The following is a 14,167-nucleotide window of genomic DNA, read 5'->3' as shown; positions in this document are numbered from 1 at the left end:
ACGCGCGCGCCGATAAATTCTGTCTCAATAAAATGTCTGTTTGTTCGCAAAATAGCGGTTCAATCACGCGTATCTGGTCATCGTAGACTAAGGTTTTGTCATGGTAAATGCCGTTGGCTTTGGCTCACCGCTAAGGAGATAACTTGATGATACCCCCAGAGATTCGCCGTTCTGTTCTACTGCAGAAAGCCATAAAACTGGCGCTGGCAGGGACGCTGCTGACGTTTGCATCGTTTTCGGCGACTGCCGCAGACCCGTCTTCCGACACTGAAACTCCGCAGCCGCCGGATATTTTGCTTGGCCCGCTCTTTAATGATGTCCAGAATGCAAAACTCTTCCCCGATCAGAAAACCTTTGCTGACGCCATACCTAATAGCGATCCGCTCATGATTCTTGCCGATTATCGTATGCAGCGGAACCAGTCCGGCTTCGATTTGCGTCATTTTGTTGATGTTAACTTCACCCTGCCGAAAGCAGGTGAAAAATATGTCCCGCCTGCCGGGCAGTCATTGCGTGAACATATTGATGGCCTGTGGCCGGTGCTGACCCGTTCAACTAAAAACGTCGAAAAGTGGGACTCGCTCTTGCCGTTGCCTGAATCCTATGTCGTGCCGGGTGGGCGATTCAGAGAGATTTACTACTGGGACAGCTATTTTACGATGCTGGGGCTGGCGGAAAGCGGGCACTGGGATAAGGTGGCGGATATGGTGGCGAACTTTGGTTACGAAATTGACGCCTGGGGGCATATTCCCAACGGCAACCGTACCTACTACCTGAGTCGTTCGCAGCCGCCTTTCTTTGCGTTTATGGTTGAGTTACTGGCGGAACATGAAGGTGACGATGCGCTGAAAGAATACCTGCCGCAACTGCAAAAAGAGTACGCCTATTGGATGGAGGGCGTTGAGACATTGCAGCCAGGGCAACAAAACCAACGCGTCGTCAAACTGGAAGACGGCAGCGTTCTCAACCGCTACTGGGACGATCGGGATACGCCCCGCCCTGAATCCTGGGTTGAAGATATCGCTACCGCCAAAAGCAACCCCAACCGCCCGGCAACGGAGATCTATCGGGACCTCCGATCTGCCGCCGCCTCCGGCTGGGATTTCAGCTCCCGCTGGATGGATAATCCGCAGCAGCTCAGTACCATTCGTACCACCACTATTGTCCCTGTCGATCTTAACGCTCTGCTGTATCAGCTGGAGAAAACCCTCGCCCGCGCCAGCGCTGCGGCGGGCGATCGGGCCAAAGCCTCGCAATATGACGCGCTGGCCAACGCGCGGCAAAAAGCCATTGAAATGCATCTGTGGAATAACAAAGAGGGTTGGTATGCCGACTACGATCTGCAGAACAATAAAATCCGTGACCAACTCACCGCTGCCGCGCTGTTCCCGCTCTATGTAAACGCCGCCGCGAAAGATCGCGCCGCGAAAGTGGCAGCGGCGGCCCAGGCGCATCTGCTACAGCCTGGCGGGCTGGCTACCACCTCGGTTAAAAGCGGACAGCAATGGGATGCGCCAAACGGCTGGGCGCCGTTACAATGGGTCGCTGCCGAAGGATTGCAAAATTATGGGCAGGATGACGTGGCAATGGAAGTCACCTGGCGCTTTTTAACCAATGTGCAGCACACCTACGATCGCGAGAAAAAACTGGTCGAAAAATATGATGTCAGCAGTACCGGAACCGGCGGTGGCGGCGGCGAATATCCCCTTCAGGACGGCTTTGGCTGGACCAACGGCGTGACGCTGAAAATGCTCGATCTGATTTGTCCGCAGGAAAAACCGTGCGATAGCGTACCGTCTACTCGTCCGGCATCGTTAAGCGCAACGCCGACAAAAACGCCGTCTGCAGCGACGCAGTAACGCGTGTTTATAGTAGGTTGACCCGGCGCTGACCGGGTCAACGCTTAAACGTTTTGCAGCGGTTAGCCGCGTCGCAGAAGGCGGAAAATCACCAGCACCACAATCGCGCCCACCACGGCGACCAGGAAACTGTGCAGATTAAAGCCGCTGATACTGCCGCCAATACCAAACATCGTCGCCAGCCATCCGCCAACGACCGCCCCGACGATACCGAGAATACAGGTCAGGATAAATCCCCCGCCATCGCGCCCCGGCATAAGCAATTTGGCGATAACGCCGGCAATCAAACCAAAAACAATCCAGGCGATAATTCCCATTTGCAAACCCTCTTTCCAGTAAAAACGTTTTAAGTATAGGCAAAGTCGAGCGTCGCATTTCTGAACACTGATTTATCTCGCGGACATAAAAATTTATTTATCGCTATTAAGTTCTTTCTACCGATGCCGATAACCCAACGATAGTCTGCGTATCAGGGGTTATTTCGTGTGAGTGGTTACAATGAGCAGTTCCTGAAAAAAAATCCATTAGCGATATTAGGCGTGCTACGGGATTTAAATAAAAATCAGGTTCCACTGCGTATTTCATGGGCGCATGGTCAATTCATCAGTAAAATTTTGGCGGTAGACCCGGAAAAACTCATCGTGGATTACGGCAGCCAGGAATATGAAAATAGCGCCGTATTACGTGCCGGACAGGTAGCCATTATCGCAGAAACGCAGGGCGCAAAAGTCGAGTTCACGTTGCCGCAACTCGTTACAGGCGAATATCAGCGGCTGCCAGCCTTTATCACGCCCCTGCCGTCGTCACTGTGGTTTGTCCAGCGCCGGGAGTATTTTCGCATTGGCGCGCCGCTGTATCCGTCTTATTACGGCGTCACCACGCTACCGGACACCCGTACGTTACGTTTTCGCCTGTTTGATCTTTCCCTGGGCGGCATGGGCGCGCTACTGGAATCCGCCATCCCCGACGGACTAATCGAAGGCGCACGCTTTTCGCAGGTTGAACTGAACATGGGGCAATGGGGGATTTTTCACGTTGACGCCCAGCTTATCTCCATCAGCGAGCGTAAGGTGATTGATGGGAAAAATGAAACGATCACCACTCCCCGCCTGAGCTTTCGTTTCCTTAACGTTAGCCCGGCGGTGGAGCGGGAGTTGCAGCGGATTATTTTTTCGCTTGAGCGCGAGGCCCGAGAAAGAGCGAATAAAGTGCGAGAATAATCTTCACGCTAAACTACATGGCGTCCAGCGCCTGCTGAAGCTTCCAGATATAGCGCGGCGCCTGCGGCGCGGGATGATTATCAACAACATGTTCAAAAAACTCGTCAGCATCCAGATCGTTAATTTTTTCTATCGCCTTCTTCCTGTCGGATGAAAAAGTACGCAATAACGCGCCTGCGCCGTTAGCATAAGAGACGACCAGCGCATATTGCATCACCTGCGGATCTTTGATGCCGGCCAGCGGCCCATTTTCCAGAATGCTCAGATACGCCGCGCCCATTGAGATGTTACGCTCAGGGTTTTTCAGCTCGCTGGTGGTCGGTTCGCCACGCCAGCCCATACGACGGTAAACGTCGCGCCCGGAGGTCGACGCCTTTAACTGCATCAGGCCAATCGCATTGGACTTACTGACCGCGTTAGGGTTGCCGCCGGATTCAATGGCGATAATCGCGGTGATTAAATGCGGATCAACCCCCCATGCCGCCCCGGCTTTTTCACTGATGGGCATCCACTGCATCGCACGCTTTACAGGCACTTCGGCATTCCACGGCGGATTCCTGTAATCCTGTTTTGAGCTACAGCCAGCCAGTATTACTACCAAAAAAGCAAACCATCTTAATTTCACGTCATCTATCCTTATAGCCGTAACTTATCTGCCGAAGAGGTCATACCGCCCCGGCCAGGTACTTAGGTTGCCTCCCTGGTGCGCATCCAGAAACGTCGCACAACGAGGGACATCGCCTAATATATGCGGCATGATATACATTTGCATTCTATTGTCAGCAAGGAATTACCATGTCTCTGTTTCATTTAATCGCCCCCTCGGGCTACTGTATTAACCAACAGGCCGCGTTACGCGGCGTTCAGCGCCTGACTGACGCGGGTCATCAGGTGGAGAATGACGAGGTGATTCGTCGCCGCTATCAGCGTTTTGCCGGTACGGACGCGGAACGGCTGGCCGATGTTAATTCGCTGGCCTCGCTAACTTCGCCGGATACGATCGTCATGCCGGTTCGCGGCGGCTATGGCGCCAGCCGCTTGCTGGATCGTATCGACTGGCAGGCGCTCGCCTCCCGGCAACAGCGCGATCCCTTACTGATTTGCGGTCATAGCGATTTTACGGCGATTCAGGCTGGACTCCTGGCGCAGGCCAATGTCACCACCTTTAGCGGTCCTATGCTGGCGGCAAATTTTGGCGCCGAAACGCTGAATACGTTCACCGAGCAACATTTCTGGCTGGCGCTACGCAAGGCGCAATTTACCGTAGAGTGGCAAGGCGACGGCCCTCAGTGCGACGTACAGGGCACCTTATGGGGCGGAAATCTGGCGATGTTGATTTCCCTTATCGGTACGCCCTGGATGCCGACTATCGATAAAGGAATTTTAGTGCTGGAAGATGTCAATGAGCATCCTTTCCGGGTGGAGCGTATGCTTTTGCAACTGGAGTACGCCGGAATTTTAAACCGCCAGAGCGCCATCGTTCTCGGCAGCTTTAGCGGCGCGGCGCCCAACGAGTATGACGCCGGCTATTCTCTGGAGAGCGTCTACGCGTTTTTACGTTCCCGTCTGTCCGTTCCGCTGATTACCGGTCTCGACTTCGGGCATGAACAGCGTACGGTGACGCTCCCTATCGGGGCAAACGCGACGCTTAAAAATACGCGCCAGGGGACTCAACTCACTTTATCTGGTCATCCTACGCTGCAATTGTAAAAAAAGTCCCCGACAGGCTAAGTAAAACGCTGCCCTGGCCGTTATTATGTTAATGTTAAATAATACGAAGTCGTGTGAGTCAGGAGATATAAAACGTTGGATGCTGCAACAATTATTAGTCTATTTATTTTAGGTTCCATCCTTGTAACCAGCAGTATCCTGTTAAGTTCATTCTCATCGCGACTGGGTATCCCGATTCTGGTCATTTTCCTCGCCATTGGGATGTTAGCGGGTGTGGATGGCATTGGCGGTATTCCTTTCGATAATTATCCTTTCGCTTATATGGTCAGTAACCTGGCGCTGGCGATTATTTTACTCGATGGCGGCATGCGCACCCAGGCCAGCTCTTTCCGGGTAGCGCTGGGCCCCGCGCTGTCGCTGGCGACGCTCGGCGTACTGATCACGTCGGGGTTAACAGGTATGATGGCCGCCTGGCTGTTTCATCTGGATCTTATCGAAGGTCTGCTTATCGGCGCGATAGTCGGTTCCACTGACGCCGCAGCGGTCTTTTCTCTGCTTGGCGGCAAAGGGCTAAACGAACGTGTAGGCTCCACGCTGGAGATCGAATCGGGAAGTAACGACCCGATGGCCGTTTTTTTGACCATTACATTAATTGAGATGATCCAGAAACATGAAACCGGCCTGGACTGGATGTTTGCCGTCCATATTATCCAGCAGTTCGGTCTCGGTATTGTTTTTGGCCTCGGCGGCGGTTACCTGCTACAGCAGATGATCAACCGTATTTCTCTGCCCAGCGGCCTGTATCCGATGCTGGCGCTCAGCGGCGGTATTCTGATTTTTGCTTTGACGACCGCGCTTGAAGGCAGCGGCATTCTCGCGGTCTATCTGTGCGGATTCCTGTTAGGAAACCGTCCGATTCGCAACCGTTACGGCATCCTGCAAAACTTTGACGGACTGGCCTGGCTGGCGCAGATCGCCATGTTCCTGGTCCTGGGACTGCTGGTGACGCCTTCCGATCTGTGGCCGATTGCCGTCCCTGCGCTTATTCTCTCTATCTGGATGATTTTCTTCGCCCGCCCATTGTCGGTGTTTACCGGCCTGCTGCCTTTTCGCGGCTTCAATCTTCGGGAGCGCATTTTCATCAGTTGGGTCGGACTGCGCGGCGCGGTGCCGATTATTCTCGCCGTTTTCCCGATGATGGCCGGGCTTGAAAACGCTCGCCTGTTCTTTAATGTCGCTTTCTTTGTGGTACTGGTGTCGCTGCTCCTGCAGGGAACATCGCTGTCATGGGCGGCGAAGAGAGCCAAAGTGGTCGTGCCTCCGGTTGGCTGGCCAGTATCGCGCGTGGGGCTTGACATCCATCCTGATAATCCGTGGGAGCAATTCATCTATCAGTTGAGCGCCGACAAATGGTGCGTCGGCGCGGCGTTGCGCGACCTGCATATGCCGAACGAAACCCGCATTGCCGCGCTATTTCGCAATAATGAACTGTTTCACCCCACGGGTAGCACTCGCCTGCAGGAAGGCGACGTACTCTGCGTGATTGGCCGGGAGCGCGATCTGCCAGCGCTGGGCAAATTGTTTAGCCAGTCGCCGCCGGTTTCGTTAGATCAGCGTTTCTTTGGCGATTTTATCCTCGAAGCGAATGCGAAATTCGCCGACGTGGCGCTTATCTACGGGCTGGAAGAAGGAACGGAATACCGGGATAAACAACAAACCCTGGGTGAAATCATACAGCAACTGCTGGGCGCTGCGCCGGTCGTCGGCGATCAGGTGGAGTTTGGCGGCATGATTTGGACGGTAGCTGAAAAAGAAGATAACGTGGTACGCAAGATTGGGGTACGCGTCGCCGAAGACGAAGCAGAATAAGGTCGCCGGACAACGTCGACCCGCCCCCGGTGGACCGGTCGACGCCTTAGCCTGAGTCAGGTTACGTTGTCACAAACGGCACGCGCGGCGCTACGGCGCACAGTAGCTCATAGCCCAGCGTGCCTGCCGCAGAAGCGACATCATCGACCTTAATTTCTTTGCCCCATAATTCAACCGGCGTGCCGATTCCCGCCTGCGGACACGGCGTCAAATCCACCGCCAGCATATCCATTGAAACGGTGCCTACTGTTCTGGTACGGATACCGTCCACCAGCACAGGCGTCCCGGTCGGCGCATGGCGTGGATAGCCATCGGCATAACCCGCCGCGACGATGCCAATACGTTGTTCCTGAGTCACAGAATACCCTCCGCCATAGCCTACCCTTTCACCCGCACTCAGCGTCTGCACGCCAATAATTTCGCTACTCAGCGTCATCACGGGTTTTAGTCCGGTATCGGCAATATCCCGCCACTGTCCTGACGGCGACGCGCCGTACAAAATAATGCCCGGCCTGACCCAGTCATAATGCGCCTGGGGATGCCACAGCGTCGCTGCCGAATTTGATAACGAGTATGCACACTGCAGGCCTTCTGTCGCCAGCGCAATACGTCTCATCGCCTCCCCGATACCTTCCGGATGATCGGCCTGAGCAAAATGTGACATCAGGGTCATTTCACCGACATTGCGCATTGCCCGCAATTGCTGCCAGACGGTCTGCGCCCGCTCAGGCTGAAAACCGAGTCGGTTCATACCGCTGTTGACTTTGACATAGATATCCAGCGGCGCGTTAAGCCGCGCATTTTGCAGCGCTTTCAACTGCCAGTTACTGTGGATGCAGGTGGTCAGCCGATAAGTGTCATACGCCTCCAGGTCTTGCGCATGGAAAAACCCCTCCAGCATCAATATCGGCCCTTTCCACCCGCGCTCACGCAAGGTAATCGCCTCTTCAAGGTTGAGCATAGCGAAACCATCTGTGGCGCCCAGCGCGCTCCAGACGCGTTCAATACCGTGGCCGTAGGCGTTGGCTTTCACTACCGACCAGACGCGCGCCTCCGGGGCCGCCCGGCGCACAATAGCCAAATTTTGTTTCATTACCTGTAAATCAAGGCTGGCCTGTATAGGGCGGGTCATTTCACTTCCTTTATCAGTTATGCGCGCTATGCAAACGTTGCGGGCGGGTGGGCGTAAAATCGGAACGGTATCGCGCCACGCTCAGATCGTCGTAGGGTATCGCTGGCGTACGACCCGACAAGATATCGCTTAACAACTGGCCTGAACCGCAGGCCATCGTCCAGCCTAAGGTGCCGTGTCCAGTATTAAGCCACAGATTTTTATAACGGGTGCGTCCTACTACCGGCGTGCCGTCCGGCGTCATGGGGCGCAGGCCGGTCCAGAATGTGGCCTGCTCAATATGACCGCCGCGCGGAAAAAGATCGCGCACAACCATCTCCAGCGTCTCGCGGCGCGGTTGCAGTAAGTCGGTATTAAAGCCCACGATTTCCGCCATTCCCCCCACGCGAATACGCTTATCAAAACGCGTAATAGCGATTTTGTAGGTTTCATCAAGAATCGTCGATACCGGCGCGCCGTCTGGCTCGACGATTGGGATGGTTAATGAATAGCCTTTCAGCGGATACACCGGGATATCAACAATGCCTTTAAGCATCGCCGTCGAATACGATCCAAACGCCATGACATACGCATCTGCTTTAATGATCTCATCGGCGCATTTCACGCCGTAAATCTGATCATTTTCGTACAGTAATTTTTCCACGGGAGTATTAAAGCGAAAGGTTACGCCCGCCTGCTCCGCCATGCGCGCCAGACGCTGGGTAAAGAGCTGACAGTCCCCGGTTTCATCATTCGGTAAGCGCAGCCCGCCGGTTAATTTATGCGCAACCTCAGCCAGAGCGGGTTCAACTTCCGCCAGTCGGCTGGATTCCAGGAGCTGATACGGCACCCCGGCATCTTCCAGCACGGCGATATCACGGGTGGCGTTCTCATACTGTTGCGCGGTACGGAAGAGTTGTAGCGTTCCCCCCTGGCGGCCTTCATATTCGATACCGGTCGCGGCGCGTAGCGTTTTCAGGCAGTCGCGACTATATTCCGCCAGACGCACCATGCGGCCTTTATTTTCCATATAATGCCGGGTATCGCAGTTACGCAGCATTTGCCACATCCACTTCAGTTGAAACGGGGTGCCATCCAGACGCACCGCCAGCGGCGCATGGCGCTGGAACATCCATTTTATCGCCTTCAGCGGTACGCCAGGGGCCGCCCAGGGCGCCGCATATCCCGGTGAAATTTGTCCGGCATTCGCCGCGCTGGTTTCTTGCGCCGGGCCGGATTCGCGATCGATGACGGTGACATCATGCCCCGCCTGACTCAAATACCAGGCGCTGGTCACGCCAACTACGCCACTCCCCAGGATGACAACTCGCATAGCCACTCCGTTAATAGTAAAAGAACAATCTTCTGATTACATCTTGATAACCCAGATGAAAATATTATTCAACATATGACTTTTTTATGGTGACGTGCTTCACATATACCCTAAAGACAAGCGATCCCACTGGTTTGGGATCTCCTGCTACGCGGCATGGCTATACAGCATAAAATGATGCCAATACCCGTTTTTTTGCCGTTCAATGTGGAGGAAATCGCAAAGAAAAGTTTTCACGATCAAGTCGTTTTTTAACATGGTGTTCTATGCTTGAAAGGAGGCGCTCCATACAGAGAGCGTCGCCAACAATGAGGGTGCGCGAATGGCAACGATTGATTCCATGAACAAGGACACCACACGTTTGAGCGATGGACCCGACTGGACATTTGATCTGCTGGATGTCTATCTGGCAGAGATAGACCGCGTTGCGAAACTCTACCAACTGGATACTTACCCGCACCAAATTGAAGTCATCACTTCCGAACAGATGATGGACGCCTACTCCAGCGTCGGGATGCCGATCAACTATCCGCACTGGTCGTTTGGCAAAAAGTTCATTGAGACGGAACGTCTGTATAAGCATGGTCAACAAGGACTGGCTTATGAAATTGTGATCAACTCTAATCCCTGCATTGCCTACCTGATGGAAGAAAACACCATCACCATGCAGGCGCTGGTCATGGCGCACGCCTGTTACGGCCACAACTCCTTTTTTAAAAATAATTATCTCTTCCGGAGCTGGACGGATGCCAGCTCTATCGTCGATTACCTGATTTTCGCCCGGAATTACATTACCCGCTGTGAAGAACGCTACGGAGTGGATGAAGTAGAAAAACTGCTCGACTCCTGCCACGCGCTGATGAATTACGGCGTCGATCGCTATAAGCGCCCGCAGAAAATCTCGTTGCAGGAAGAGAAAGCGCGACAAAAAAGCCGGGAAGAGTATCTACAAAGCCAGGTGAATATGCTGTGGCGCACGCTGCCAAAACGCGAGGAAGAAAAAACTGTCGCCGAAGCACGCCGCTTTCCTGCTGAACCGCAGGAAAACCTGCTCTATTTTATGGAGAAAAACGCCCCGTTGCTCGAGCCGTGGCAGCGCGAAATTCTGCGCATCGTGCGTAAAGTCAGCCAGTATTTTTATCCGCAGAAACAGACGCAGGTCATGAACGAGGGCTGGGCGACCTTCTGGCACTACACCATCCTGAACCATCTGTATGATGAAGGCAAAGTGACGGAACGCTTTATGCTGGAGTTTTTACACAGCCATACCAATGTCGTATTTCAGCCGCCCTATAATAGCCCCTGGTATAGCGGAATTAACCCCTATGCGCTCGGCTTTGCCATGTTCCAGGATATCAAACGTATTTGTCAGTCGCCCACGGATGAAGATAAATACTGGTTTCCGGATATTGCCGGTTCCGACTGGCTGGAAACGCTGCACTTCGCCATGCGCGATTTTAAAGATGAAAGCTTTATCAGTCAGTTCCTGTCGCCAAAAGTGATGCGTGATTTCCGTTTCTTCACGGTACTTGATGATGACAGGCATAATTATCTGGAGATCTCCGCCATTCATAACGAAGAAGGTTATCGGGAGATTCGATCAAAACTGTCGTCACAGTATAACCTGAGCAACCTGGAGCCGAATATTCAGGTCTGGAATGTGGATTTACGCGGCGACAGATCGCTGACGTTGCGTTATATCCCGCATAACCGCGCGCCGCTGGATAAAGGCCGCAAAGAGGTGCTGAAACATGTGCATCGGTTATGGGGCTTTGATGTGATGCTGGAGCAACAAAATGAGGATGGCAGCGTAGAACTGCTGGAGCGTTGTCCGCCGCGCATGAACACGCTGTAATCGAGATGCTGCCCGGTAGTGTTTGCGTCTACCGGGCATCGCGGGATTATCGTCCCTGAATCGCTAAATCGCCGGGCAGATTTTTCTGCATCCGATGCCAAATCTCGCCGCTGTCATGCCCATAACGCCGCACCGTTTCATACACCTGGTCGTGCGCGCCCTGCTCGCATAACGACGATAATTTATGATAGAAACCCAGTGCCAGACTGCGCGCTTCCGGATTGGCGAAATAGTGGCGACCAATGCGGGTGTATAACCCTTTCATGCCGTTCAGGATCAAGCCGTAAATAGGATTGCCGGAGGCGAATGCCAGACCACGAAAGATGTTATAGTCCAGATCGGCGAATGCATCGGCATGGTCGGCCACTTCGTGGGCAGTGGCCAGCACTTCCTGCGCCTTATCCGGGTGTTGACGCAATGCGGTACGAATAAAGATAGTAGAAATATTGGTACGCACCGACAACAAATTGTCGATCAGTTGCGGAACGCTTTCATGATCAAGGCGGGCCAGCGTTTCAAGGATATTCAGCCCTGACGTTTCCCAAAAATTATTAACCTTTGTCGGTTTGCCATGCTGAATGGTCAGCCAGCCATCTCGCGCCAGCCGCTGTAACACCTCGCGTAATGTCGTGCGCGTCACGCCGATCAGTTCGGAGAGTTCTCGTTCTGCCGGTAAGATCGTGCCAGGAGGAAAGCGGTTATTCCAGATACTTTCAATAATATACTCTTCCGCGAAACCCGCCGGGCTCTGCGCCTTAATGACCATAGTGAGATTTCCATTACACAGCAAAACATAGTTGTACTCATCATACCAGACGGGCGTAACACCTGATAGCGGACGCAATGAAGAAAAAGGGGATCAAGGCACCATTTCTGATATCGCCTGCCAATATCGTTAAGGACTTGCTTGCATTCGTCACGCTCGCTACTCTCTGTGTTTAAACATAAAAACGCTATTTCATTTTTCTAGGTAAGGAAAAATTTCATGGAGATCTCATGGGGTCGCGCCATGTGGCGCAACTTTTTAGGCCAGTCGCCCGACTGGTACAAACTGGCACTACTTGTCTTTTTAATTGTTAACCCATTCATTTTCTTAGCTAATCCCTTTATTGCCGGTTGGCTGCTGGTGGCAGAGTTTATCTTCACTCTGGCGATGGCGTTAAAGTGTTACCCCCTGCTGCCCGGCGGGTTACTGGCCATTGAAGCCGTTATCATCGGTATGACCAGCGCCGCCCATGTACGTGAAGAGGTTGCCGCCAACCTGGAAGTCTTGCTGCTGCTGATGTTTATGGTGGCAGGCATCTACTTTATGAAGCAGTTATTGCTGTTTATTTTTACCCGTCTGTTACTCAGTATCCGCTCGAAGATGGTTCTGTCGCTGGCCTTTTGCGTCGCCGCCGCATTCTTGTCGGCTTTCCTTGACGCGCTTACCGTCGTTGCGGTGGTGATCAGCGTCGCCGTCGGTTTTTACGGGATTTACCATCGTGTGGCCTCATCGCGCGGCGAAGAGAACGATATGCTGGACGACAGCCATATCGATCCGCATTACAAAACGGTGCTGGAGCAATTCCGCGGATTCTTGCGTAGTCTGATGATGCATGCAGGCGTGGGGACGGCGCTGGGCGGCGTCATGACCATGGTCGGGGAGCCGCAAAACCTGATCATCGCTAAAGCGGCTGGCTGGCATTTCGGCGACTTCTTTTTGCGGATGTCGCCTGTCACCGTCCCGGTACTGGTATGTGGACTGTTAACCTGTATGCTGGTCGAGAAAATGCGCTGGTTTGGCTATGGCGAAACGTTGCCCGAAAAAGTCCGCGACGTCTTGCAGCAATTCGACGATCAAAGCCGTAAGAAGCGCACCCGCCAGGATAAAATTAAACTAATAGTCCAGGCGGTTATTGGCGTCTGGCTGGTTACCGCACTCGCCCTCCATCTCGCGGAGGTGGGACTGATTGGTCTGTCGGTCATTATTCTGGCCACCGCGTTAACGGGTGTCACCGATGAACACGCCATCGGCAAAGCGTTTACCGAGTCGCTGCCGTTTACTGCGCTGTTAACCGTTTTCTTCTCTATTGTGGCGGTTATTATCGATCAACATCTTTTCGCGCCGATTATTCAGTTCGTCTTGCAAGCCTCTGAACACGCGCAGCTAACGCTGTTCTATCTCTTTAACGGCCTGTTGTCCTCCATCTCAGATAACGTCTTTGTCGGCACCATTTATATCAACGAAGCGAAGGCGGCAATGGAAAACGGCGCTATCAGCTTAAAACAGTTTGAGCTGTTAGCTGTGGCCATCAATACCGGTACTAACCTGCCATCGGTAGCGACGCCAAATGGTCAGGCGGCATTCTTATTCCTGCTGACCTCCGCGCTGGCGCCGTTAATCCGTCTCTCCTATGGCCGTATGGTCTGGATGGCGTTACCGTACACTATCGTACTGACCCTGATAGGGCTACTGTGCGTCGAATTCACTCTTGCGCCGGTCACCGAATGGATGACTCAGGCAGGATGGTTAGCAACGCTTTCGTAACGTTTGGCCGGGCAATACACCGCCCGGCTCCGATTTTTGCCTGATAATTATCCAATTACACATTATTTCATTTCCCGCTAGTGGCGCACGAATTGAATTGGTTTACACTGCGGTCTCTACGCATGTTGCAGGGAAATTATTATGTTGCGATTTTTAAACCAGTGCTCACGGGGTCGGGGCGCATGGTTACTGATGGCGTTTACCGCCCTGGCGCTGGAAATGGTGGCGCTGTGGTTCCAGCACGTCATGTTACTTAAACCTTGCGTGCTATGTATTTACGAACGTTGCGCCCTGTTTGGCGTGATGGGCGCGGGTCTGGTCGGCGCAATAGCGCCGAAAACGCCGCTGCGATACGTGGCAATGGTTATCTGGATTTACAGCGCTTGGCGGGGTCTACAACTGGCGTATGAACATACGATGATTCAGTTGCATCCCTCGCCGTTCATGACCTGTGACTTTATGGCGCGCTTTCCAGACTGGTTGCCGTTGGGTAAATGGCTGCCGCAGGTGTTTGTGGCATCCGGTGATTGCGCCGAGCGCCAGTGGTCGTTTTTAACGCTGGAGATGCCGCAATGGCTGTTGGGGATCTTTGCCGCTTACCTTGTGGTGGCGATAGCCGTCGTCATAGCCCAGGCATTTAAGCCTAAAAAACGCGACCTGTTCGGTCGTTGATACACACGCTCCTTCGGGAGCGTTTTTTTTGCCCGAAGCGTTGTTTG

At 53.4% G+C, this 14,167-nt stretch carries 12 protein-coding genes; 7 read left to right on the top strand and 5 right to left on the bottom strand.

The window, feature by feature from the left end; all coding sequences use genetic code 11:
• Positions 1 to 146 precede the first annotated feature (146 nt).
• Positions 147 to 1,859 (top strand): alpha,alpha-trehalase, encoded by a 1,713-nt coding sequence (locus tag EOS98_RS10235; RefSeq protein ID WP_023206954.1) that lies wholly within the window; start codon positions 147 to 149, stop codon positions 1,857 to 1,859.
• A gap of 62 nt (positions 1,860 to 1,921) precedes the next feature.
• Here the strand turns inward: EOS98_RS10235 and EOS98_RS10230 are convergent, their stop codons facing one another.
• On the bottom strand, positions 1,922 to 2,176 hold the full coding sequence (locus EOS98_RS10230) for a GlsB/YeaQ/YmgE family stress response membrane protein (protein ID WP_000511323.1): 255 nt from the start codon (positions 2,174 to 2,176) through the stop codon (positions 1,922 to 1,924).
• A gap of 168 nt (positions 2,177 to 2,344) precedes the next feature.
• Between EOS98_RS10230 and ycgR the strand changes: the two genes are divergently transcribed.
• Positions 2,345 to 3,079 (top strand): flagellar brake protein YcgR, encoded by a 735-nt coding sequence (gene ycgR, locus EOS98_RS10225; protein WP_126524024.1) that lies wholly within the window; start codon positions 2,345 to 2,347, stop codon positions 3,077 to 3,079.
• Positions 3,080 to 3,092: 13 nt separating this feature from the next.
• Here ycgR and emtA read toward each other — a convergent pair whose 3' ends face one another.
• Positions 3,093 to 3,704 (bottom strand): membrane-bound lytic murein transglycosylase EmtA, encoded by a 612-nt coding sequence (gene emtA, locus EOS98_RS10220; RefSeq protein WP_000776974.1) that lies wholly within the window; start codon positions 3,702 to 3,704, stop codon positions 3,093 to 3,095.
• Between the two features lie 170 nt (positions 3,705 to 3,874).
• On the opposite strand from emtA, the gene ldcA reads away from it, so the two are divergent.
• Entirely contained in the window at positions 3,875 to 4,789 is a 915-nt protein-coding gene (ldcA, locus tag EOS98_RS10215; protein WP_023216855.1) for a muramoyltetrapeptide carboxypeptidase, read from the top strand.
• A gap of 96 nt (positions 4,790 to 4,885) precedes the next feature.
• A complete protein-coding gene (locus tag EOS98_RS10210) occupies positions 4,886 to 6,619 on the top strand; it encodes a potassium/proton antiporter (RefSeq protein WP_000338376.1) in 1,734 nt (577 codons plus the stop codon).
• Between the two features lie 61 nt (positions 6,620 to 6,680).
• Here the strand turns inward: EOS98_RS10210 and dadX are convergent, their stop codons facing one another.
• Both dadX and EOS98_RS10200 read right to left on the bottom strand, forming a co-directional pair.
• Positions 6,681 to 7,751 (bottom strand): catabolic alanine racemase DadX, encoded by a 1,071-nt coding sequence (dadX, locus tag EOS98_RS10205; RefSeq protein ID WP_000197903.1) that lies wholly within the window; start codon positions 7,749 to 7,751, stop codon positions 6,681 to 6,683.
• Between the two features lie 13 nt (positions 7,752 to 7,764).
• Positions 7,765 to 9,063: a D-amino acid dehydrogenase gene (locus EOS98_RS10200; RefSeq protein WP_001266938.1), complete on the bottom strand. Its 1,299-nt coding sequence runs from the start codon at positions 9,061 to 9,063 to the stop codon at positions 7,765 to 7,767.
• Positions 9,064 to 9,385: 322 nt separating this feature from the next.
• Here EOS98_RS10200 and EOS98_RS10195 point away from each other — a divergent pair, with 322 nt between their 5' ends.
• Positions 9,386 to 10,918: a SpoVR family protein gene (locus EOS98_RS10195; RefSeq protein ID WP_000190832.1), complete on the top strand. Its 1,533-nt coding sequence runs from the start codon at positions 9,386 to 9,388 to the stop codon at positions 10,916 to 10,918.
• A 46-nt stretch (positions 10,919 to 10,964) separates the two neighbouring features.
• Here the strand turns inward: EOS98_RS10195 and fadR are convergent, their stop codons facing one another.
• Positions 10,965 to 11,684 carry a fatty acid metabolism transcriptional regulator FadR gene (fadR, locus tag EOS98_RS10190; protein WP_000234826.1) on the bottom strand — a complete coding sequence of 240 codons (720 nt, stop codon included), beginning with the start codon at positions 11,682 to 11,684 and terminating at the stop codon, positions 10,965 to 10,967.
• Between the two features lie 219 nt (positions 11,685 to 11,903).
• On the opposite strand from fadR, the gene nhaB reads away from it, so the two are divergent.
• Together nhaB and dsbB are read left to right on the top strand one after the other, a co-directional pair.
• Positions 11,904 to 13,448, top strand: coding sequence for a Na(+)/H(+) antiporter NhaB (gene nhaB, locus EOS98_RS10185; RefSeq protein ID WP_000406439.1), 1,545 nt, complete (start codon positions 11,904 to 11,906; stop codon positions 13,446 to 13,448).
• 141 nt (positions 13,449 to 13,589) lie between these two features.
• Entirely contained in the window at positions 13,590 to 14,120 is a 531-nt protein-coding gene (gene dsbB / locus EOS98_RS10180) for a disulfide bond formation protein DsbB (protein ID WP_000943475.1), read from the top strand.
• Positions 14,121 to 14,167 lie beyond the last annotated feature (47 nt).

Source organism: Salmonella sp. SSDFZ69, assembly GCF_004010755.1.
Lineage (GTDB): Bacteria > Pseudomonadota > Gammaproteobacteria > Enterobacterales > Enterobacteriaceae > Salmonella > Salmonella enterica.
This window is presented reverse-complemented; position numbering and strand designations above follow the sequence as displayed.

Bases quoted from the DNA above. Each gene is read 5' to 3' on its own strand.
- EOS98_RS10235 (WP_023206954.1), top strand. From the start codon at position 147: ATGATACCCCCAGAGATTCGCCGTTCTGTTCTACTGCAGAAAGCCATA.
- EOS98_RS10230 (WP_000511323.1), bottom strand. From the start codon at position 2,176: ATGGGAATTATCGCCTGGATTGTTTTTGGTTTGATTGCCGGCGTTATC.
- ldcA (WP_023216855.1), top strand. From the start codon at position 3,875: ATGTCTCTGTTTCATTTAATCGCCCCCTCGGGCTACTGTATTAACCAA.
- dadX (WP_000197903.1), bottom strand. From the start codon at position 7,751: ATGACCCGCCCTATACAGGCCAGCCTTGATTTACAGGTAATGAAACAA.
- EOS98_RS10200 (WP_001266938.1), bottom strand. From the start codon at position 9,063: ATGCGAGTTGTCATCCTGGGGAGTGGCGTAGTTGGCGTGACCAGCGCC.
- EOS98_RS10195 (WP_000190832.1), top strand. From the start codon at position 9,386: ATGGCAACGATTGATTCCATGAACAAGGACACCACACGTTTGAGCGAT.
- fadR (WP_000234826.1), bottom strand. From the start codon at position 11,684: ATGGTCATTAAGGCGCAGAGCCCGGCGGGTTTCGCGGAAGAGTATATT.
- nhaB (WP_000406439.1), top strand. From the start codon at position 11,904: ATGGAGATCTCATGGGGTCGCGCCATGTGGCGCAACTTTTTAGGCCAG.
- dsbB (WP_000943475.1), top strand. From the start codon at position 13,590: ATGTTGCGATTTTTAAACCAGTGCTCACGGGGTCGGGGCGCATGGTTA.